Origin of the sequence: Nonomuraea sp. NPDC050478 (assembly GCF_044458265.1) — a bacterium.
In the GTDB taxonomy this organism is placed as follows: Bacteria; Actinomycetota; Actinomycetes; order Streptosporangiales; family Streptosporangiaceae; genus Nonomuraea; species Nonomuraea ferruginea.
This window is the reverse complement of sequence record NZ_JBITHT010000007.1, coordinates 118,380-138,270: the sequence shown is the minus strand read 5'-3', so window position 1 is coordinate 138,270 and position 19,891 is coordinate 118,380. Positions and strand designations below refer to the sequence as shown.

Here is a 19,891-nt window from a genome sequence, read left to right as displayed (position 1 = left end):
TTCCGTGTTCAGGTGTGGGAAACCACACCCCCGCGTACCGTACACTGTACGGTTGTGACAGGCGGACAGGAATCGGTACGGAACGCGGTCGTCTTCGAGCCCGGCGAACCCCCCAGAGCGGGCCGCATGGCCTTCCTCGGACCGGCGGGCGCGGACACCGTCACCGTCGCCGAACCCTACGACGAGGGCATCCGCGTACGCGAGGCGGCCGCCACCAGGACGCCCGTGGCCGAGGCCGTCGCCGCGCTGGCCAGAGCCCGCACCGACGCCTCGGCCCACCCCGCGGCCCGCTTCTGGGGCGCGGCGGCGCTGGTGGCGCTCCAGCTGGTCACCCGCGGCCGCATCCGCCCCACGGTGACCGCGGCCGGCCACGACGCCTGGCGCGCCGGCCCTTTCGACGCCGCCGACGTCCAGCGCATCCGCGAACTCGCCGACGCCATGCCGGCCTCCGCCCGCGCCGTCCCCCTCGGAGAGGACCACGGCGACGCCGGACCCGTGCTGGCCGACGCCGAGACGCTGGTGCGGGCGTTCCTGGACGCCGTGGCCGACGGCATGCCGCGCTCACCCGGCGCCGTCAAGGCGACCGGCACCACCGCGTTCGCCGCCGTGCGCCCCGTCAAGGTGCCGAAGCTGCGCCGGTGGGCCGAGGACGTCTCCGCCGACCTCGACGCCGGCGTGCGGGTGTCCCTGCGGATCGAGGCCGACGACGTGGCCGCGGGCGAGTACCGCGCCGTGGTGCAGGTGCACAGCCTGGCCGGCCCGTCACTCGTGGTGGACGCCGCCGACCTGTGGCAGGGCCGCGACCCCGGGTTCGGCGGCCGGGCCAGGATCGAGACGACCATCGCCCTGCGCCGGGCCGCCCGCGCCTGGCCCCGCCTGGCGGCGCTGCTCGACAGCCCCGTCCCCGACGAACTGCCGCTGACCGACGAGGACGTCGGCGACCTGCTGGCCGGAGCCGCCGAACGGCTCACCGCCGCCGGGGCCGAGGTCCACTGGCCGCGCTCCCTCGTACGCGGACTGAGCGCCCGCGCCGCGATCGGCGAGCGCGACGCGGCCCCGTCCGACCTGCCCTCGTTCCTCGGCGGCCACCACCTGGTCGCCTTCGACTGGCAGCTCGCCCTCGGCGGCGAGCGGCTCACCGCCGCAGAGATGGACCACCTCGCCGAGACGCACCGGCCCGTCGTACGGCTGCGCGACCAGTGGGTGCTCATCGACCCCGACCTGGCACGCAAGGCACGCCTGCGCGAGCTCAAGCCGCTCACCCCCGTGGACGCGCTCGCCGCCGCGCTCACCGGCACCGTCGAGGCCGACGGCGAACAGGTGCCGGTCGAACCCGGCGCATGGCTGAGCGAGCTGCGCGACCGGCTGGCCCAACCGGAGGACCTCGCCCCGCCGCCCGGCCTGGCCGCCACGCTGCGCGACTACCAGCTGCAGGGCCTGCGCTGGCTGGCCAGGATGACCTCACTCGGGCTCGGCGCCTGCCTGGCCGACGACATGGGTCTGGGCAAGACCATCACCCTCATCGCCCTCCATCTGCACCGCGGCGGCGGGCCCACACTCGTCGTGTGCCCGGCGTCACTGCTGGGCAACTGGGAGCGGGAGATCACCAGGTTCGCCCCCGGCGTGCCGGTACGCCGCTACCACGGCTCCGCCCGCACCCTGGCCGACGAGGGATTCGTGCTCACCACGTACGCCACCATGCGGCGCGACGCCACCCGCCTGGCCGCCCACCCGTGGGACCTGGTCGTCGCCGACGAGGCCCAGCACGTCAAGAACCCCGCCTCCGGCACCGCCGGCGCGCTGCGCGAGATCCCCGCCGCCGCCCGCGTCGCCCTCACCGGCACCCCCGTCGAGAACAACCTGTCGGAGCTGTGGGCCATCCTCGACTGGACCACCCCCGGCCTGCTCGGCACGCTGCCCCGGTTCCGCGCCCGCTGGGCCGGGCCGATCGAGTCCGGCGACACCGGGACCGCCGACCGGCTGTCGCGGCTGGTGCGGCCGTTCCTGCTGCGCCGCCGCAAGTCCGACCCCGGCATCGCGCCCGAACTGCCGCCCAAGACCGAGACCGACCGGCCGGTCGCCCTCACCACCGAGCAGGCCGGCCTGTACGAGGCCGTCGTACGCGAGATGATGACGCGGATCGAGGGCGCCGGCGGCATGGCCAGGCGCGGCCTGATCGTCAAACTGCTCACCGGGCTCAAACAGATCTGCAACCACCCCGCCCAATATCTGCACGAGACCGCGCCCCGGCTGACCGGCCGCTCCGGCAAGCTCGAACTGCTCGACGAACTGGTCGACACCATCGTCGCCGAGGACGGCGCGGTGCTGGTCTTCACCCAGTACGTGACCATGGCCAGGCTGATCGCCCACCACCTGACCGCCCGCGGCGTGCCCAACCAGCTGCTGCGCGGCGGCACCCCGGTCGCCCGCCGCGAGGAGATGGTCCGCCGCTTCCAGGACGGCGAGACGCCGGTGTTCCTGCTGTCGCTCAAAGCCGCCGGCACCGGGCTCAACCTCACCCGCGCCGACCACGTCATCCACTACGACCGCTGGTGGAACCCCGCCGTCGAGGACCAGGCCACCGACCGCGCCCACCGCATCGGCCAGACCCGGCCCGTCCAGGTCCACCGGCTGATCACCGAAGGCACCATCGAGGACCGGATCGCCCTGATGCTCGCCGCCAAACGCGAACTCGCCGACGCCGTGCTCGCCTCCGGCGAAGCGGCCCTGACCGAACTGACCGACGCCGAGCTCGCCACCCTCGTGGAGCTGAGATGACCGCCGCCCGCGGCTTCCCCGCCTTCCCCCGCCAGCGCGCAGGCGCCCGCTTCGCCACCACCTGGTGGGGCCAGGCCTGGCTCAAGGCCCTCGCCGACACCTCGCTCGACCAGGGGCTCCTCCAGCGGGGCCGCGCCTACGCCAAGACCGGGCAGCTCGGCCCCATCACCGTCAGCCCCGGGCGGCTGGCCGCCGTCGCCGAGCACGAGCACGACACGGTCGTGCGGGTCGAGCAGCTCTCCGACGCCGCATGGGACCGCTTCCTGGACCAGGTGGCGGCCAAGGCCGGGCACATCGCCGCCCTGCTCGACCGCGACATGCCCCACGACCTGGTACGGGCCGCCGAGGCCGCCGGCGTGCCGCTGCTGCCCGCGGTCGGCGACCTGGAACCGGAGTGCTCGTGCCCCGACTGGGCGTGCCGGCACGCGGCCGCGCTCTGCTACCAGGCCTCATGGCTCCTCGACGCCGACCCCTTCGTCCTGCTGCTGCTACGCGGCCGGGGCGAGCAGGAGCTGATCGAGGCGCTCCACCAACGAGACATCCCGGGCACGACGGGCGCGCGGAGCGAGAGCGCCGAGGGCACTGAGGGCGCGGCGGGCACTGGCGGTGCGGCGGGCGCGCGGGCCGGGACGCTGCCGGGCACGCCCGCGCGCGAGGCGTTCGCGCGCGGGGTGCCCCCGCTGCCCGAGCCGCCCCCGCTGGACGCCCCCCACGCGCCGCTCGGGCTGGAGCCCGCCCCCGGCGTGGACGTGGCCGCGCTGGAGGTGCTGGCCGCCTCCGCCGCCTCCCGGGCGCGCGACCTGCTCGTCTCCGGCCGCCTGCCGGCCCTGACCGAACACCAGGACCGGGTACGGATGAGCGCCGCGTTCGGCCTCGACCTCGGCCTCGACGCCCAGGTGGCGGCCTGGCGACACGGCGGCGCCGCCGGGCTGGAGGCGCTGGAGACGGCGTGGACCCCCGCCCGGCAGGACCTCGCCAGGGCCCAGGCCATGCTGGACGCGGCCTGGGAGGGCGAGCCGCCCGCCGGGGTGGAGTCGGCCCGCAACCGCTGGACCATCGGCGACCGCCAGCTCAGATACGGCAGGGACGGCCGGTGGTACCCCTTCGAGCGGCGCGGCGACACCTGGTGGCCCGCCGGCCCGCCCGCCCGCGACCCGGCCGCGCTGCTCGGCTGACCGTCAGGGCAGGTTGAGCTGCCAGGAGACGCCGAACCGGTCGGCCACCCAGGCGAACTTGGCGCTGAAGCCGTACTGGCCGAGCGGCATCATCGCCCCGCCCTGCTCCGACAGCACCGGGTAGAGCCGGTCGATCTCCTCCTCCGACTCGCACTCCACGAACAGCGACAGCGACGGGGTGAACGTGAAGGCGTGCGACACAAAGCTGTCGTTGCAGAGGAACTCCTGGCCGCAGACCCGCAGGTGGGCGAGCTGGATGCTGCCCTCCGGCCCCGGCTCGCCAGGGCCGTAGCGGACCACGGAGATCACCTCCGCGTCGTCGAACACCTTCAGGTAGAAGTCGATCGCTTCCTGCGCCCTGCCCTCGAACATGAGGAACGGCGTGATCTTCTTGGGCATCGCGTCACTCCGCGGGGGGTGCGTAGAAGGCGGTGGTCGCGGCGGTCACCGCGGCGGCCAGCTCGGGCGAGGCGCCGGAGGCCCGGAACGCCTCGCCCCAGGACCCGCTGCTGCGGACGATGAACTCCCGCCCCTCATCGGTCTCGTGGAAGTGCTCCTCGTCCACCTTCTCGCCGCCGGTCAGGTGCAGCGCCAGGCCGAGCAGCCCGAGATCCCAGCCGACGCCGACCGAGCCGGGACCGAACTGCTCCCAGAACTCGGGCGGCACCACGGCCTCGTGGCGCAGCTCGAAGCGGGTGCGGTCGCCGTCGGCCGCCAGGCGCACCTCCACGTACGACGCCGGGGCCTCACCCATCACCCACGACACCCTGAACCGGTTCGGCGGCTCGCAGGACAGGACCTCGCCGCCGGCGTTGCCCTTCAGCTGGTAGCTGCCGCCGAGCCGCAGGTCGCCGGTGATCGGCAGGAACCAGCGCGAGATGCGCTCGGCGCTGGTGCAGGCGTCCCAGAGATCCTCCAGGCCGGTGTCGTAGTGGCGGGTGAGCTCGACGACCTTGGCCTCGCCGGTGTCGCGCACCTCGCGATGCGTACGGGTGATCTCGTCGATGATGTCCATCGAAGTCAGCTTTCTGTCGGATGGCTGTCGCGGGCACGGCGTTCCCGCTTGCCGCGGGCGATCTCCGTGGACAGCGCGTCGAGGCGCTGCTCCCAGAAGCCGCGGAAGCGATCCAGCCACTGGTCGACCTCGCGCAGGGGCGCCGGGTTCACGACGTAGAAACGCCGGGTGCCCTGGGCGCGCACGGTGGCGAAGCCGTTGTCGCGCAGCACCTTCAGATGCTGCGACACCGCGGGCTGGGAGATGCCGTGCTCACGCTGGATGACGGCGGTGACCTCACCGGAGCTCAGCTCGCCGCCGGCGAGCAGCTCCAGGATCCGGCGCCGGACCGGATCACCGAGAATGTCGAACGCGTGCACGAACAGAGTGTTTCAGGCAACGCTTATATAAGTCAAATGTGAAATATTTGGGGTGTCCGCGCAAGGCGACGGCGGCGCCACGCCGGGCGCCGCCGTCACGAAAGAGCCGTCAGTGCCGCCGGGAACGGAACTTGTCCAGGAAGTGCCTGGCCTTGTGTTGGTTACGGGGGTCGCGGGCCATCCGCTTGGCCGATTCGACCGTCTGCCTGCCTTTCGGGCTGCGCATGTACGCGCGCACCCGGTCCATGAGCGATGCCATGGCCGTCCCCTACCCCACACGGCCGCGGCTACCGCCCGACCCCGTAACGCAGGAAGATCACCCCGTTGCCGAAGCGCCGCTCGTCCAGCAACTCCAGGTCGGCGCGCACCCCGGCAGGGAAGAACGGGACGCCGCCGCCGGCGACCGCCGGCCCGACGAAGAGCTGGAACTCGTCCACCAGCCCCGCCCGGATCGCCTGCGCCGCCAGGTTCGGCCCGTCGACGGTGAGGTCGCGGTCGGAGGCCGCCTTCAGCTCACGCACCCGCTCCGGGTCGAAAGCCTGCTCGATCCGGGTCCGCCCGCTGGACACCTCCTCCAGCGTCGTCGAATAGACGACCTTGTCGGCGGCCTGCCAGACCTTCGCGCACTCCAGGATGAACGGCGGCTGGTCCGGCAGCGTGTGCGCGGTCTCCCAGAAGACCATCGTCTCGTACATCCGGCGGCCGTAGAGGTAGGTGCCGATCGACCGCATGTGCTCGTTGACGAACGTGTGCGACTCCTCGTCCGGCGCGCCCCAGCCGTAGTCGCCGTTCTCGTCGCTCACGTAGCCGTCCAGCGAGGTGATCATCGAGTAGATCAGCTTGCCCATCGCGGGCCTCCCGTCCTTCCGTCACTTCCCCGGGCAGACCTCGGGCCGCCCGGAAACTCATCGGGGTCAGCCCTGCCGGGTGGCGATGAGGACGGTGGCGTCCCAGTCGCCGGAGTGGGCGACGCGCGGTGTCAGGCCATGGCGGGCGATCGCCTCGACGGCGTGCGCCGCCTGCCGGCCGCCGGTCTCGAACAGGAGGTGACCGCCGGGGGCCAGCCATCGCCCGGCGGACGCGGCCACCCGGCGCAGCACCTCCAGCCCGTCCCCGCCGCCGTCCAGCGCCACCCGGGCCTCGTGCAGGCGGGCCTCCGCGGGCAGCAGCGGGATCTCGCCGGTGGGCACGTACGGGACGTTGGCCAGCAGCAGGTCCACCCGGCCGCGCAGCCCGGCGGGCAGCGGATCGAACAGATCTCCCTCGTACACCCGGGCGCCCGGCAGGTTGCGGCGGGCGCAGGCGACGGCGGCGGGGTCGATGTCGGAGGCGTGCAACTCGACCTCGCCCAGCGCCGCCACCAGGGCGGCGCCGAGCGCGCCGGACCCGCAGCACAGATCCACCACGACCGCCGCCGGGCCGGGCGCGGCGGCGATCGCCTGCTCGGCCAGGAACTCGGTGCGCGGGCGCGGCACGAAGACGCCAGGATCGACCTGGATACGCAGACCGCGGAAACGGGCCCAGCCCAGGACGTGCTCCAGCGGCTCGCCGGCGGCGCGGCGCTCCACCAGGCGGGCCAGCTCGGCGGGATCGGGGGCGGCGGCGGCCAGCAGGCGTGCCTCGTCCTCGGCGAAGACGCAGCCCGCGGCGCGGAGCCGGGTGACGATGGCGGCAAGGGACATGAGCGCCTTTCGGTATGTCACGGGCGCTCTCCCCCGGCCGGCTAGACCGGGCAGATGTCGTGAGGTGAGAGCATCCGGCGGGTACGTGCGGGAATCGGTCTCACCTCCTCGTCCATCGCTGGGATGGCGACATTAGCCGAGCCGCGTCCCCGCCCGCAAACACCGGGACGGGATTTGACAGCCGTCGAACGGGCGGCGTTGAATGATCGGCAGGTCGCGTGACGCCGCATGGGAGGACTGCGGCGGCATGGAGGCCGCGACGCAAGGGGACGACACCGTGACCACTTCACACGGACGCGCCTGACCTGAACCGCGCCTGCGCGCCGTCCCCGCTTCCCCTTTTTTCCTCCATAGCTCCGCCAGCTATGCGCTTTTCCGCGCGGTCGGCGTGCGGGCTTTCCCACCGATCGGAGAAAGCACCGCATGACCATGGACTTCAACCAGCACGTCATCGAGCAGTTCAGAGCCGGCCAGGGCCGGGTCGGGCCGCCCTTCGAGGACGCCCGCCTGCTCCTGCTGACCACCACCGGCGCCAGGACCGGCACCCGCCACACCACCCCGCTCGGCTACCTGCTCGACGAGGATCCGGGCCGGCTGTACGTCATCGCCTCCGCCGGCGGCTCCCCCCGCCACCCCGCCTGGTTCCACAACCTCCGCAAGAACCCGCGCGTCACCGTCGAAACCGGCGCGTTCACGTACGAGGCCGACGCGCGCATCCTGGAAGGCGCCGAACGCGACCGGATCTTCGCCCGAGCCACCGGGACCGACCCCGGATGGGCGCGGTACGAGACCGCGTCCGGCCGCACCCTGCCCGTGGTGGCACTCGACCCCGCGGGCCCGCCCGCCCCCGCCGCCGCGCGGCCGGGCGACGGGCTCAAGCTCATCCACGACGCCTTCCGCAAGGAGCTGGCCATCGTCCGCAAGGAGGTCGCCGAGTCCGGCGGCGGCCTGGGCGCGCAACTGCGCATCAACTGCCTGGCCGTCTGCCAGGGGCTGAGCCACCACCACACGATGGAAGACGCCCACATGTTCCCGCACCTCGACGAGCAGTACCCGGAGATCGCCGACGTCATGGCCCGGCTGCGCCGCGAGCACGAGGAGATCGCCCGCCTCCTGGAGGAGCTGCAGCGGCTCGTCGCGGGCGAGCACACCGACCGGGCGGCGGTGTCGGCGGAGGTGGACCGGCTGACCGCGCAGGTGGAGGCACACCTGGACTACGAGGAGGAGAACCTCATCCCGATCCTGAACGCCAACGCCCCATGACGTCTCCGGCCTAAGCTTGACCGCCCGCACCGCCAGAGGCGTCCGGTGGTCAGTGGGGGGATGCGGTGATCCGGACGCCGTCACTGTCGCCGTCGGACAGGAACGTCGCCAGTTGCTGTCCCTGGTCGGCCACGGCTGTCCGGTCGGCCGAACTGAGGCGGCGCAGCGGGGTGACCGTCACGGTGCCCGACTCGACGGTCCAGGTCGCGGCGACCCGGCCGTCGACCAGGACGACGCGGGCGCCGGCGACCGACAGGCCCCGGTGCGCGTCGTCGATGATCCGGCCCCGGGCGTGGTAACCCAGGATCGCGTTGTCGAACGCCGGCAGGAACCGCACCGGGGCGGGCGTGTCGGGGTCGGGGCGCGGCGCGTCGGGCAGGTCCAGCAGCTCCCGGCCCCGCTCGTCACGGAAGGAGACCAGCTCCTCCCGTACCGCGCCCACCGCGCCCGGCAGCCCGGCCAGGCCGGACCAGGCGCGCAGATCGGCCGTGGCGGCCGGGCCGAACGCGGCGAGATAGCGCCGCACCAGCGCCTGGCCGACCGGATCGGAGCCGTCCTGGGCGTGCGGGTCGATCTCCCGCCCCAGCCAGGACGAGAGCAGCACGTTGCGCACCCCCGCCCTCGCGCGCCAGAGCCCGCGCGGGGGCGCCTGCGCCACCGGGACGAGGGCGGAGATCACCATCTCGCCCAGGGCCCGCCGTCCTGGCTCCGGCCAGCGCCCGGCGAGCGCCTCCACGACCTCGGCCATCGAACGCGGCTCGCCGTCGGCCATCACCGCCCGGCCCACCGCGGCCAGCTCGTCCAGGTCCACCCCGGCGAGCTCGCGACGGTAGACCCCGAGCACGCGCTGGCGCAGCATGGCGTCGTGGCGCGCCCGCCAGGCCAGCACGTCACCGGCCGTGACGAGATGGACGGTACGGCGCATCAGATGAACCCGCACCACGCTCCTACGGACCAGCAGACCGGAGAGCGCCGCCGGGTCGAACGCGCGCAGCCGCGACCAGAGGCCGACGAACGGCTCCTGAGGCTCCTGCGCCTGCAGCCCGCACAGGTGCGCCACGGCGCCGGTGACCGGCAGGTCGGCGCGATCGAGCAGCAACTGCCGGGCGAGCGTCGCGCGGTTCAGCGCCCGCTCACCGAGAACGGTCCGCACCGGGGGCCGCATCGTCATGGTGGTCACTTCCTCGTCGTGCTTCCGGGGGCGTCGTTTCCAGGAATGTGGTCGTTTCCGGTGTCGTCGTTCTGGGACGTGTCGTCGTTCTGGAGGGTGTGGTCATTCTGGGGGTGTCGTCGCGAGAGTGCGGCGTACGCCTGTGGCTCAGCCGCTGTATTCGCTCACCACGTCCAGGACCCAGACGACGCCGAAGCGGTCCGTGAGCATCCCGTAGAGAGGCGCCCATTCCGCGGGCGCCAGCGGCCGCGCGACGGTCGCTCCGGCGGAGAGCTTCTCCCAATATGTGGTGACCTCCTCGGCGGTCTCGCCGCGGAGGGAGACGAAGAACGAGTTCTCACCCCGGTCCCACGGCATCCCGGCGGGCACGTCGTAGGCCATCACGTGGAAGCCGTCGCCGGCGATCACCTGGCCCCACATCACCTGGTCCGCCTCGGCGGGGTTCCGCACGTTCCCGGCGTCCTCGTACGTCACGGCGGTGAGTTCACCGCCGAAGACGGAACGGTAGAACTCGAGCGCCGGGCGGGCGTCGCCGCGGAAGTTCAGATGAGTCACGGACTTGACGGACATTTCGGCTCCTGACCTCTTCATGGGTTTCGTGGTGTTCCGGGGACAACAGTCGCAGGGGTAGCGGTCAGGTTGTGGCCGCTATTCACGGCAATATGGGGGACATGCCGAAGACCTCAGCACGGCTGCTGGCGTTGCTCTCGCTGCTCCAGGCGCGCCGCGACTGGCCCGGCGCGGTGCTGGCCGAGCGACTGGACGTCAGCCCGCGCACCGTCCGCCGCGACGTCGACCGCCTGCGCGAACTCGGCTACCCGATCGTGGCCGCCAAAGGTCCCGACGGCGGGTACCGGCTCGACGCCGGCGCCGACCTGCCCCCGTTGCTGTTCGACGACGAGCAGGCCGTCGCGCTGGCCGTGGCGCTCCAGACCGCCGCCGCCAGCGGCGCCGGCATCGGGGAAGCGGCGGCACGCGCGCTGACCACCGTCCGCCAGGTCATGCCCGCCCGCCTGCGCCACCGGATCGACACCCTCCAGATCACCGCCGTCGAGCGACCCGCCCCCCACCCGCTCCCACAGGTCGACAGCGGCGTACTAACTGCGCTCGGCACCGCCGTCCGCGCCCGCGAAGTCCTCCGCTTCGACTACGCCCCCGCCTCCCTGATCATCAACCCCGCCTCCCGGCCACCAACGGACGATCACCCTCCCACGTCCCCGAAGGACGACAACATCCGCCCACCCCGCCGGTACGCCCCCGCACCGCCGACCGACGATCACCCTCCCGCGTCCCAGACGGACGATCACGCCCCAGCGCCGCCAGCGGACGATTACGCTCCCGCGTCCCTGAGGGATGATGACATCCGCCCGCCTCGCCAGCACGCCTCCGCGTCCCCGATGTCCGACTGCGCCCCCGCGCCATCGACGGACGACGGCATCAACCCGCCCCGCCGGTACGCCCCCGCGCCGCCGACCGACGATCACGCTCCCGTGTGTCCGACGGACGACGTGCCCGCGTCACCGACGAATGAGGGCATGCGGCCGCCTCGCAGGGTGGAGCCGCATCATCTTGTCACCTGGGGTGGGCGGTGGTATCTCGTCGCCTGGGATCTTGATCGCGACGACTGGCGGACCTTCCGCGTTGATCGCATCAACCCCCGCACCCCCAACGGGCCCCGCTTCGCTCCGCGTGAGGTGCCCGGAGGCGATGTGGCCGCGTTCGTGGCGGGCCGGTTCCGCGGGGGTGGCTCCGGTGACTGGCCCTGCCGTGGTGAGGTGGTTCTCCGGCTGCCCGCCGCCACTGTCTCGCGCTATCTCCGTGACGGCGTCGTCGAGGAACTCGGCGCGGACCGCTGCCGGCTCGTCCTGGGCTCCTGGTCGTGGGCCGGCCTCGCCGCGAGCGTCGGCAGGTTCGACGCCGACATCGAGGTCGTCGGCCCGCCCGAGCTCAAGGACGCCTTCGCCCAGCTGGCCCGCCGCTTCGCCCAAGCCGCCACCGCCCCTCTGCCGCCACCCTCGCGAGAAGGCGCCTGACCGGCCGTCGCGGGGCTCAGGCGGGGTGGTCGATCCGAAGGGAGGCGGCGGCGTGGCCCGCGCCGAAGCCCTCCGCGCGGGTGACCAGGCGGCCCGACGCGACCCGTACCGCGCTCTCCGTGGCGTCGGCCGGGACGCCCGCGGCCGCCCCGGCGTCGCGCTGGATGATGGGATCATCTGATTTGACCATGGGAGATGACGATGGCCGGCGTTCCGGAGATCCTCCTCGGCGACCCCGAGGCGCTGCGCGACCCCTTCACCGCCTACGGGCGGGCCCGCGAGCAGGCGCCGGTGGCACGTCTCGTCACTCCCGGTCACGGCGCGATGTGGGCGGTGACCAGGTACGACGAGGCCAGGGCGATGCTCGCCGACCGCGTTTCCGGCTGAGCTCCGACAGCTTCATGCGCCCCCCGGTGCCCGACGAGTACGTCCCGTACATGCGCACCATGCAGGAGATGGACGGCGCCGAGCACGCCCGGCTGCGCAAACTGGTCGCGCCCGCGTTCACGCCACGCCGCGTCGCCGCGTTCGCCCCGCGCATCGAGCGGATCGTCGACGGCCTGCTCGGCGCGCTGCCCCCGGGCGAGCCCGTGGACCTGGTGGCCGACCTGGCCAGGCCGCTGCCGATGGACGTGATCACCGGCCCGCCTGGCGCGATCCCGGCGCCGCCGTCGCCACCGGAGACGTGCGCAAGCTCACCGGGCCATCCCGGCAGTCATGGAGGGCGCCAAGGCCGCCATCGCCCGCAGGCGGGCCGCACCAGGCCCCGACGTGATCTCCGACCTGATCCGCGTGCGCGACGGCGACCGGCTGAGCGAGACGGAGCTGGTCACGCTGGTGTGGCAGCTCGTCCTCGGCGGCCAGACGCCCGCCAACCTCATCGCCAACGCCGTCGAGGCGCTGCTCGCGCACCCTGATCAGCTCGCGGCGCCGCGCGCCGACCCCGACCGGCTCGATCTGGCCCGCGACGAGGCCGCCCACCTGGGTTACGCGCACGGCCCGCACTTCTGCCTGGGCGCGTGGCCGGCCCGGCTGCAGGTCCGCATCGCGCTGACCGCCCTGCTGCGCCGATCCCCCGGCCTGGCGCCCGCCAAGACGCCGGAGCGGATGCCCGACCCCGGCACCTGGCGGCTGGCCTCCCTGCCGGTCGTCCTCTGACGCGCGATCAGGAACGCAGGCCGGGCCGGTCCACGATCGCGGCCTCCAGCTGCGCGGTCAGGCTCGCCGTGCCCGCCTCGAAGGTCTCCTTGGTGCCGTCGGACCACTCGTAGGTGCGGTCCTTCAACCGCGTCGAGCTGGTGCCCAGATACCGGTAGGTCTCCGGGTCCAGGACGAGGTAGCTGCGGGACTCGGCGTCGGTGAGGCTGAAGGCGACGCCTCGCCGTCCGTCGGCGACGGGCACGTCATGGGTCACGGTGATGCCCTTGATCGTGGGCAGCGCGCGGAAGAGCGCGGCACGCACCTCGGGGGCGAGCCACTGCTCGGAGATGAGCTGGTTGATCTCCATCCAGAGGATCCCCGGCGGGACCTGGCCGTTCAGCTCCTGGGAACCCCTGCGGTCCTCGTCGAGGACGGCCGCCTCGATCTTGGCGAGCACCCCGGCGGGGGTGACAGGCGGCCGGGCCAGTTCGGCCGGGTCGAAGCTCGTGCTTCCCGAGAACGTCAGCTTGCCGTCCTGGTACCAGGCCGACCGCTTGCCGTCCACCCGCGTCCATCGTTCCCAGGTGTCACCCTGGTCCCCTGCGACGCCGGTCAGTCGCAGTTCCTTGGTGTAGAACCACTGGGCGGGGTCCGGGACGGGCGTGGGGTCGTTCTCGGCCGCCCGGGCGGCGTGCTCGCCCAGCTCGGCCACCCCGGCCACCGGCGCCATGTCCGGCCGGCCGCCGAACACCACGGCGGTCCCGCCGACGGCCAGGGCCAGCGCCGCCGCCACCACGATGCGCCGGCCGAGCCCGTGGGTCACGGCTCGCTTCGGTGCGGCTTCCGGCTCGTGGATCGCCGTCATGAGCCGCGCCCTCGCGGCGGCCTCGGCTTCGTCGGTCATGGCCGGGGTGTTCCGGCGAAACTCCCTGATCGCGTTCATGACAGCTCCTCGTCCCCGAGCACGTTCCTGGCCTTCTTCCGTGCGCGGTGCAGCCGTGACCGCACGGTCCCCACCGGGATGTCCAGCGCTCGCGCCGCTTCCTCGTACGACATGTCCTCCCACGCCACCAGCAGCAGCACGTCCCGGTCCCCGCGTGACAGCGACGCCAGCGCCCCCGCCAGCTCGCGATCCCTGCCCTGCGCCGTCACCCGGCGCGTCACGGTGTCGGCCAGCGCCTCGGGCAGCGGGTCCACGCCGGTACGGCTCAGCGCCCGCAGCATCCGCTCCTCCTGCCGCCGATGCCTGGCGATCAGCGTGGTGGCGATCCCGTACAGCCAGGGCCTGGCCAGCGCGAACGACGTGTCGTACGTCCCGCGCCTGCGGAAGGCGGCCAGGAACGTCTCGGCCACGATGTCGTCGGCGGCCTGCGTGCCGAGTCGCCGGGCCGCGTACAGATGGATCTGTCTGGCATAGCGGTCGAACAGCGCCGCGAACTGCTCTGGGTCGTGCGCCGATCGACGGATCAGCTCTCCGTCGTCGATCTCGACCGTCTCAGCACCCAACGCCTCTCCTTCGTGAGTCGGTGTCTCACCGTGCTGTCTCCCGAAGGGCGGCACCGGGTTCACCGCGCGAACCGCACAGTGATCGACAGGCCGCCTTCAGTGCGTGTGCTGGTGGTGAGTGTGGCGTGGTGAGCCTGCGTGACGGCGTTGACGATGGCGAGGCCGAGGCCGTAGCCGTCGCGGCTGCCGTGACGATCGGGCGCCAGCTTCTGGAAGGGATGGAAGAGGCGCTGGATCTGGTCGTCGGGGATGACCGGCCCGCTGTTGGTGACCGTAAGGGCCACCTGCGTGTCAGAGGCCTGAGTGGTGACCTCTACGTGCCCGTCCGCGTGGTTGTGACGGATGGCGTTGTCGACGAGGTTGGCGACGAGGCTTTCGACCAGTCCCAGGTCTCCCGCCATCACCGCGGGCGCCAGGTGACAGGCGAGGTCGATGCCCTTTTCCGCTGGATCGGCGGCCTCGTCCCAGACGCGTTCGAGCAACTCCTCGGCCGAGATCACCAGCCCGGGCCGGGCGAGCAGGCATTCGAGCAGGGCGAACTCCTTGGGGCTCAGCTCAAGGCGCCGCCCGGCCCGGGACGCGACGCGGCGGGCCGGATCGAGGGTGATGTCCCCGCAGGTCAGGGTGGGCGGCAGCGGCGGGGTGGCGCGGCGGGCCAGGGCGCGGACGCGGGCGACCAGTTCGGCGAAGGCGAAGGGCTTGGGCAGGTAGTCGTCCGCACCGAGGCTGAGCCCGTCGACGCGATCCTCGATCGTGCCGGAGGCGGTGAGCATGAGCACCCGGGTCTGGCAGCGGCCCTGGGCGAGTCGCCGGCAGATCTCGTCCCCATGGACGCCGGGCAGGTCGCGGTCGAGGATCACCACGTCGTAGCGGGTGACGGCCAGGCGGCGAGGGCGGCGGTTCCGTCCAGGACGACGTCGACGGCCATGCCCTCGCGGCGCAGCCCGGTGCCTATGGAGCGGGCGAGGACCTCGAAGTCCTCGACGAGGAGGACCCTCACCGCCGCTCACCGGCGGTCGTCGTGCGGGTGGGGCAGCCGAGCCGGCCACCGGGTCGAGGTGCCATGGGTCAACGATGCCAGAGCCCAGGTTCCGGCCGGGTCGCAGCCGCTGCGACCCGGCCGGAACCTGGTGCCGCGTACAACCGTCGGCATGAGTCCATCTCGGACTGCTGGTCGCCGGAGGTGCCCGCACCACCTGCGTGACCGGGCAGGGCGAAGGCTCCTGCCCGGCGCCCTTGCTGGGACCCGACGGCACGGCGGTGGCAGTACAACTACGTCCACGACATGCCCGGCGGTCCCCACAACGGCCCGCGGTGGCTACGGCTGACCAGGTCGGGCGACACCATCAGCGGGTACGAGTCGGACGACGGCAGGACGTGGACCGAGGTCGGCACGGTCAAGCTGACCGGCCTGCCGGAGACGGTCGAGATCGGGCTGTTCGTCACCTCACCAGGCGTTCTGTGGGACATGGCGAAAGCCTTCGCCCAGGCGACCGCCACCTTCGACCAGATCACGCCGCAGGGCGCGAACGGATCGTGGCGGCACGACGACGTCGGCGCCGTCCTGGAGTCCGACGGCAGGACCCCGCATCACCCGGGCGGGGTCGTGGAGTCCGGCGGCAAGCTCATCGTGACCGGCGGCGGTGACATCGGGCCCGCCACGGTGGAGGGCGGTATACGCGCCGACCTCATGCTGATCGGCGGGGCCTTGGGGCTGATCCCGGTACTCGTGGCGGCGGTGACGTTCTTCACGGCGGACCACCGGCGCGGGCGAATCGGCCTGCCGGCGCGGCGGCTGGCGGCCAAGGCCGCGGTGGTCGGTGCGGTCGCGTTCGTGGCGGGGCTGGTCGCCTCGGGAGTCGTGGTCCCCGCCGGCCTGGCGGTGTTGCGCGCCCATCAGAACCCGATCCAGCCGATCACCCTGGGTACCGAGGTGCGGATGATCGTCGGCTTCGCGGCGCTGACCGCGGCCGCAGCCGTGCTGGCTCTGGGCCTGGCCGCGCTGGTCGAACGGGGCGTCGTCGCCGTCGGACTGGCCGTCGCGCTGGTCGTCGTGCCCTATCTGCTGGCCACCGCCGGTCTGGCGCCATGGCTTCTGGCGGTCACCCCTGCCGCCGGGTTCGCGATCACGCAGAGCGTCGCCACGTTCGCGCATGTGGATGTGGACCGGTCACTGCTCGGCGGCTATTACCCGCTCCCGCCATGGGCAGGCTTGACCGTGACGTGCGGATATGCCGCCCTCGCGCTCGGGGTGGCGATCACCGCCTACCGCAGGAAAGGCCGACCGGGTGCAGCGGTGTCTTAGAGCGTGACGCCCGGGCGTCTGCCGGACATCCACTCGACCGTCAGCACGGTCGCGTCGTCCTGCAGCCGGCCGCGCTGGTAGCGCATGATCGACTGGATGAGCCGGCGCAGCGTCTCCGGCGCCGGCAGGCCGTCGGCCTCCCTGCGGACGATGAAGTCGATGAACCGCTCCAGCCCGAACGGCTCCCCCTCGGGGCTGCGCGCCTCGACGATGCCGTCGGTGTAGAAGAGCAGCCGGTCGCCGGCGTGGAGCTGGTAGTGCTCTACCACGGCGGGCCGGCCCAGCCTGAAGCCCATCGGCGGCGCGGGCTTGGCGCTTCCCAGGGTGGCGGCCAGCTTGCCGTTGCGGACCACCAGCGCCGGGTGGTGGCCGCGGTTCACCCAGGACAGCGTTCCCGTCGACATGTCGAGGTTGGCGATGATGCCGGTGGCGAACCGGCTCAGCTGGAAGTGCTGGGCGATCGCCTCGTCGATGGCCTCGCTGATCGCCACCAGGCCGGCGCCTTTGAGCCGGTTGCTGCGGCAGGAGCCGACCGCGATGCTCGCCGTCAGCCCGGACGCCAGATCGTGCCCCATCGCGTCGAAGATCGACACGTGCAGCTGGTCGTCCTCGATGCCGTACTCGAACACGTCACCCCCCACCTGGTAGGCGGGCTCCAGCGCGGCGGCGATCACCACTTTGTCGTTGGCGAAGCTGCCGTTCGGCAGCAGGTTGTGCAGCACCTCGGCCGACAGCGTCATCGGCTTCTCGCGCACCATCCGCGAGTAGGTGTCGCTGGTCTGGCGCTTGCTCACCACCAGCAGCGACAGCAGCGTCGACAGCCGCTTGAACCGCCACTCGATGACCTCGTCGACCCGTTGCGTGATGCCGCCCACCACGCCGACCCGCTCCGTGCCGTCCAGGAGCGGCGACCACAGGCGCAGCCCGTCCTCCTGCTCGCAGGGCGGGAGGTCCTCGTCGGGCCGGGCGTGCACCAGCTCGACGTTGCGGAACGCGCGACCGGCGATCGTGGTGTCGATGTTCAGCCGCGTGAGCGGCTCGCCCCCGGCGCTGAACTGGTTCGGCAGCGGCACCAGGTACTTCTGCTGCAGGTCGGAGACGTAGACCATGGGGTTGCTGAAGCCCGCCATGGGGGCGTGCTCGTTGAGCAGCGGGACGATGTCCTCGAAGGAGGCGGTGTGGCTGTTGCGCAGCAGGCCGCCCAGCATGAGCTCGCCGTCACTCCGCATGACACCCCTTTCCCCTCCGGCATCAGAGCATCTACCCCGGCGGCGGCGCCTTGCACGTGGGAGGACGCTCAGCCGGAGTGGCCGAGCTGGGCCGACAGCCGGGACGCCGACTCCACGACGAGGGGCGCCTGCTCCTGCATGCGCGGCTTGAAGCGGCTGCTCGGCCCCGCGACGCTGACCGCGGCGATCACCAGCCCGTCGTGGTCGAAGACGGGGGCGGCGATCGACGCCGCGCCCTCCAGGCGTTCCCCGAGCGAGGAGGCGTAGCCGCGCCGCCGGATCGCCGCCAGCTCGGCCCGCAGCCTGACGGCGTCCGTGATCGTCCTGCCGGTGAGGGCGGTGAGCTGGTGCCTGGACAGGAAGCCCTCGATCTCCTCCTCGCGCAGGAACGCCAGGATGGCCTTGGAGGAGCTGCCCGCGTGCAGCGGGTAGGGGATGCCCAGCGAGACCTCCATGCGCAGGTCATGGTCGGGCACGACCTGCTCCACGTAGAGGCGGGTGTCGCCGCGCCGCACCGACAGGGTGGCGGTCTCGCCGGACTGGGCCGACAGCCGGCGCAGCTCGGGACCGGCCATCGCCCGCAGGTCGGTGCGCGCCAGGTAGGCCCGGCCGAGCGCGATGGCGGCGTGGCCCAGCGAGTATCGCCTGGTGACCGGGTCGACGGCGATGAGGTCGCGGTTGCGCAGCGCGGTGAGGATGCGGTGGACCGCCGCCTTGGTCAGGTCGAGCTCGGTGGCGATCTCGGTGACCCCCAGGTCAGGGCGCGTGCTCCGGCCGAACAGCAGCAGAACGTCCATGGCGCGCTCCACCGCGGCGATGGAACGGCTCTGGTTCTCCGACTCGGCCTGGGCGTGCACCTGACCCCCTCGTAGATCGACGACACGCCCAGTCTATTTCCCTTGGGGAAACGCCGTCACATTGACACGAAAATGGCCGTTCGTTACCTTCAGCGTGACACTGTTTCCATCAATGGAACATATGGAGACCGGTGACTGCAGACGGCGAGTCCTTCCGCGCGGCCATGGCGCAGTGGCCGAGCGGCGTGGTCATCGTGACCACCGGGGCCGCGGGCGCCTGGCACGGCATGACCGCCAGCTCCTTCGCGAGCGTGAGCCTCGACCCGCCGATGGTGCTCATCTGCCTGGCACGCGGCACCAGGACCCACCGGCTGGTGACCGAGCACGGCTTCTTCGCCGTCAGCGTGCTCGGCAAGGACCAGGTCGCGATCGGCCGCAGGTTCGCCGGCCAGGAGCCCGCCGCCGACAGGTTCGCCGGCACCGCCTGGACCCCGGGCCCGAGCGGCTCCCCCGTGCTCGCCGACTCCGTCGCCTGGCTCGACTGCCGGGTCGCGCACGCGTACCCGGGAGGAGACCACACGATCTTCGTCGGCGAGGTGCTCACGAGCGCCACTCCGCGCCGGGTGGCGCCGGTGCTGTTCCACTCGCGCGCCTGGGGCCAGCTCGCCGACCCGCTGCCCGACCACATCGGCGTGGCCGACACCGGGCTGCTCGCCGTGCTCCGCGCCCGCGGCTTCACCGGCGCCCGGATGGGCGGCATCGCCCGCGCCCTGCGCGCCGCCGGCAGCCGCGTACGCCTGTTCGACCCGTACGAGTTCGATCCGTACGCGTTCGCGCGGGACCTCGACCCGGCCACCGCCTCGGCCCTGATCACCGAACCCGCCCAGGTGCGGGCCGTGGCCTCGGCAGGAGCGGGGGTGGCCGAGTTCACCGCCGCGGAACCCGGACCGGCCGCCCGCGTCCTGGAGGCCGCCCGCCGCGCCGGACTGGCCACCGTCGGGCACGTCCCCGAAGCCTTCGCCGCGGACCGCGCCGAACAGGTCATGGCCACCGTCGCCCGGCTGGCCGAGCTCGGCTGCGACGAGATCGGGCTGGAAGAGGGCGCCGTCCCCGCGACCCCGGTCCGCGTCCGCGGCCTGCTCCAGGACGCCGCCGCGGCCGCACGACAGGCCACCGTCCGCGTCGGCCTGCGCGAACGCCACGGCATCGGCCTGGTCAACGCGCTGGTCGCGATGAAGAGCGGGGTGCGGCACTTCGACACCACGCTGGGCGGCCTCGACGGCGCGCTGCCCGCCGAGGACGTGCTGTTCCTGGCCGGCCAGCTCGACGTCGACACCGCCGTCGACCGGTCGGTGCTGGTCGCCAGCGCCGCCGAGCTGGAGAGCACCTGGGGGTCCGTGCTGCCCGGACGCACCTACAGATTCGCCAACTAAGGGGA

21 protein-coding genes and 2 pseudogenes are annotated in these 19,891 nt (G+C 72.8%); 8 read left to right on the top strand and 15 right to left on the bottom strand.

Features of this window, described 5'->3' with window-relative positions; all coding sequences use genetic code 11:
* The first annotated feature begins 54 nt into the window (after window positions 1-54).
* A complete protein-coding gene (locus ACIBF7_RS33530) occupies window positions 55-2,778 on the top strand; it encodes a DEAD/DEAH box helicase (protein WP_397198927.1) in 2,724 nt (907 codons plus the stop codon).
* Window positions 2,775-3,953 (top strand): hypothetical protein, encoded by a 1,179-nt coding sequence (locus tag ACIBF7_RS33525; protein WP_397198926.1) that lies wholly within the window; start codon window positions 2,775-2,777, stop codon window positions 3,951-3,953. Before ACIBF7_RS33530 ends, ACIBF7_RS33525 begins: the two co-directional genes overlap by 4 nt.
* 3 nt (window positions 3,954-3,956) lie before the next feature.
* Here ACIBF7_RS33525 and ACIBF7_RS33520 read toward each other — a convergent pair whose 3' ends face one another.
* The 6 genes from ACIBF7_RS33520 to ACIBF7_RS33495 form a co-directional block, all read right to left on the bottom strand.
* Window positions 3,957-4,352, bottom strand: coding sequence for a VOC family protein (locus tag ACIBF7_RS33520; protein ID WP_397198925.1), 396 nt, complete (start codon window positions 4,350-4,352; stop codon window positions 3,957-3,959).
* A gap of 4 nt (window positions 4,353-4,356) precedes the next feature.
* Entirely contained in the window at window positions 4,357-4,968 is a 612-nt protein-coding gene (locus tag ACIBF7_RS33515) for an SRPBCC domain-containing protein (RefSeq protein WP_148031595.1), read from the bottom strand.
* 5 nt (window positions 4,969-4,973) lie between these two features.
* Window positions 4,974-5,327, bottom strand: coding sequence for a helix-turn-helix transcriptional regulator (locus ACIBF7_RS33510; RefSeq protein WP_148031596.1), 354 nt, complete (start codon window positions 5,325-5,327; stop codon window positions 4,974-4,976).
* A 109-nt stretch (window positions 5,328-5,436) separates the two neighbouring features.
* Window positions 5,437-5,586: a hypothetical protein gene (locus ACIBF7_RS33505; protein WP_187281160.1), complete on the bottom strand. Its 150-nt coding sequence runs from the start codon at window positions 5,584-5,586 to the stop codon at window positions 5,437-5,439.
* A 28-nt stretch (window positions 5,587-5,614) separates the two neighbouring features.
* Window positions 5,615-6,175, bottom strand: coding sequence for a dihydrofolate reductase family protein (locus ACIBF7_RS33500; RefSeq protein WP_397198924.1), 561 nt, complete (start codon window positions 6,173-6,175; stop codon window positions 5,615-5,617).
* A 66-nt stretch (window positions 6,176-6,241) separates the two neighbouring features.
* Window positions 6,242-7,009 (bottom strand): putative protein N(5)-glutamine methyltransferase, encoded by a 768-nt coding sequence (locus ACIBF7_RS33495; RefSeq protein ID WP_219546417.1) that lies wholly within the window; start codon window positions 7,007-7,009, stop codon window positions 6,242-6,244.
* A 423-nt stretch (window positions 7,010-7,432) separates the two neighbouring features.
* On the opposite strand from ACIBF7_RS33495, the gene ACIBF7_RS33490 reads away from it, so the two are divergent.
* Window positions 7,433-8,272 carry a nitroreductase/quinone reductase family protein gene (locus tag ACIBF7_RS33490; protein WP_397198923.1) on the top strand — a complete coding sequence of 280 codons (840 nt, stop codon included), beginning with the start codon at window positions 7,433-7,435 and terminating at the stop codon, window positions 8,270-8,272.
* A 49-nt stretch (window positions 8,273-8,321) separates the two neighbouring features.
* Here the strand turns inward: ACIBF7_RS33490 and ACIBF7_RS33485 are convergent, their stop codons facing one another.
* Both ACIBF7_RS33485 and ACIBF7_RS33480 read right to left on the bottom strand, forming a co-directional pair.
* Window positions 8,322-9,443 (bottom strand): winged helix DNA-binding domain-containing protein, encoded by a 1,122-nt coding sequence (locus ACIBF7_RS33485; protein ID WP_397198922.1) that lies wholly within the window; start codon window positions 9,441-9,443, stop codon window positions 8,322-8,324.
* A gap of 147 nt (window positions 9,444-9,590) precedes the next feature.
* Window positions 9,591-10,013 (bottom strand): VOC family protein, encoded by a 423-nt coding sequence (locus tag ACIBF7_RS33480; protein ID WP_397198921.1) that lies wholly within the window; start codon window positions 10,011-10,013, stop codon window positions 9,591-9,593.
* Between the two features lie 101 nt (window positions 10,014-10,114).
* On the opposite strand from ACIBF7_RS33480, the gene ACIBF7_RS33475 reads away from it, so the two are divergent.
* Window positions 10,115-11,476 carry a helix-turn-helix transcriptional regulator gene (locus ACIBF7_RS33475; RefSeq protein ID WP_397198920.1) on the top strand — a complete coding sequence of 454 codons (1,362 nt, stop codon included), beginning with the start codon at window positions 10,115-10,117 and terminating at the stop codon, window positions 11,474-11,476.
* Window positions 11,477-11,492: 16 nt separating this feature from the next.
* Here the strand turns inward: ACIBF7_RS33475 and ACIBF7_RS33470 are convergent, their stop codons facing one another.
* Window positions 11,493-11,666 (bottom strand): hypothetical protein, encoded by a 174-nt coding sequence (locus ACIBF7_RS33470; protein ID WP_397198919.1) that lies wholly within the window; start codon window positions 11,664-11,666, stop codon window positions 11,493-11,495.
* 11 nt (window positions 11,667-11,677) lie between these two features.
* On the opposite strand from ACIBF7_RS33470, the gene ACIBF7_RS33465 reads away from it, so the two are divergent.
* Together ACIBF7_RS33465 and ACIBF7_RS33460 are read left to right on the top strand one after the other, a co-directional pair.
* Window positions 11,678-11,863 carry a hypothetical protein gene (locus ACIBF7_RS33465; protein ID WP_397198918.1) on the top strand — a complete coding sequence of 62 codons (186 nt, stop codon included), beginning with the start codon at window positions 11,678-11,680 and terminating at the stop codon, window positions 11,861-11,863.
* A 330-nt stretch (window positions 11,864-12,193) separates the two neighbouring features.
* Window positions 12,194-12,634: a hypothetical protein gene (locus ACIBF7_RS33460; protein WP_397198917.1), complete on the top strand. Its 441-nt coding sequence runs from the start codon at window positions 12,194-12,196 to the stop codon at window positions 12,632-12,634.
* Between the two features lie 7 nt (window positions 12,635-12,641).
* Here ACIBF7_RS33460 and ACIBF7_RS33455 read toward each other — a convergent pair whose 3' ends face one another.
* The 4 genes and pseudogenes from ACIBF7_RS33455 to ACIBF7_RS33440 form a co-directional block, all read right to left on the bottom strand.
* On the bottom strand, window positions 12,642-13,559 hold the full coding sequence (locus ACIBF7_RS33455; RefSeq protein WP_397198916.1) for a CU044_5270 family protein: 918 nt from the start codon (window positions 13,557-13,559) through the stop codon (window positions 12,642-12,644).
* On the bottom strand, window positions 13,556-14,122 hold the full coding sequence (locus ACIBF7_RS33450) for an RNA polymerase sigma factor (RefSeq protein ID WP_148031602.1): 567 nt from the start codon (window positions 14,120-14,122) through the stop codon (window positions 13,556-13,558). Before ACIBF7_RS33450 ends, ACIBF7_RS33455 begins: the two co-directional genes overlap by 4 nt.
* A 59-nt stretch (window positions 14,123-14,181) precedes the next feature.
* Window positions 14,182-14,445: pseudogene (locus ACIBF7_RS33445) on the bottom strand (sensor histidine kinase); the annotation flags it as partial.
* Window positions 14,446-14,568: 123 nt separating this feature from the next.
* Window positions 14,569-15,122: pseudogene (locus ACIBF7_RS33440) on the bottom strand (response regulator transcription factor); the annotation flags it as partial.
* 285 nt (window positions 15,123-15,407) lie between these two features.
* Here ACIBF7_RS33440 and ACIBF7_RS33435 point away from each other — a divergent pair.
* On the top strand, window positions 15,408-16,427 hold the full coding sequence (locus tag ACIBF7_RS33435) for a hypothetical protein (protein ID WP_397198915.1): 1,020 nt from the start codon (window positions 15,408-15,410) through the stop codon (window positions 16,425-16,427).
* Here the strand turns inward: ACIBF7_RS33435 and ACIBF7_RS33430 are convergent.
* Both ACIBF7_RS33430 and ACIBF7_RS33425 read right to left on the bottom strand, forming a co-directional pair.
* Complete coding sequence (locus ACIBF7_RS33430) at window positions 16,424-17,656, bottom strand: PP2C family protein-serine/threonine phosphatase (RefSeq protein WP_397198914.1); 1,233 nt, start codon at window positions 17,654-17,656, stop codon at window positions 16,424-16,426. The genes ACIBF7_RS33435 and ACIBF7_RS33430 overlap by 4 nt on opposite strands.
* 68 nt (window positions 17,657-17,724) lie before the next feature.
* Window positions 17,725-18,513: an IclR family transcriptional regulator gene (locus tag ACIBF7_RS33425; RefSeq protein ID WP_261808552.1), complete on the bottom strand. Its 789-nt coding sequence runs from the start codon at window positions 18,511-18,513 to the stop codon at window positions 17,725-17,727.
* 131 nt (window positions 18,514-18,644) lie between these two features.
* Between ACIBF7_RS33425 and ACIBF7_RS33420 the strand changes: the two genes are divergently transcribed.
* Entirely contained in the window at window positions 18,645-19,886 is a 1,242-nt protein-coding gene (locus ACIBF7_RS33420; protein ID WP_271279440.1) for a flavin reductase, read from the top strand.
* Window positions 19,887-19,891 lie beyond the last annotated feature (5 nt).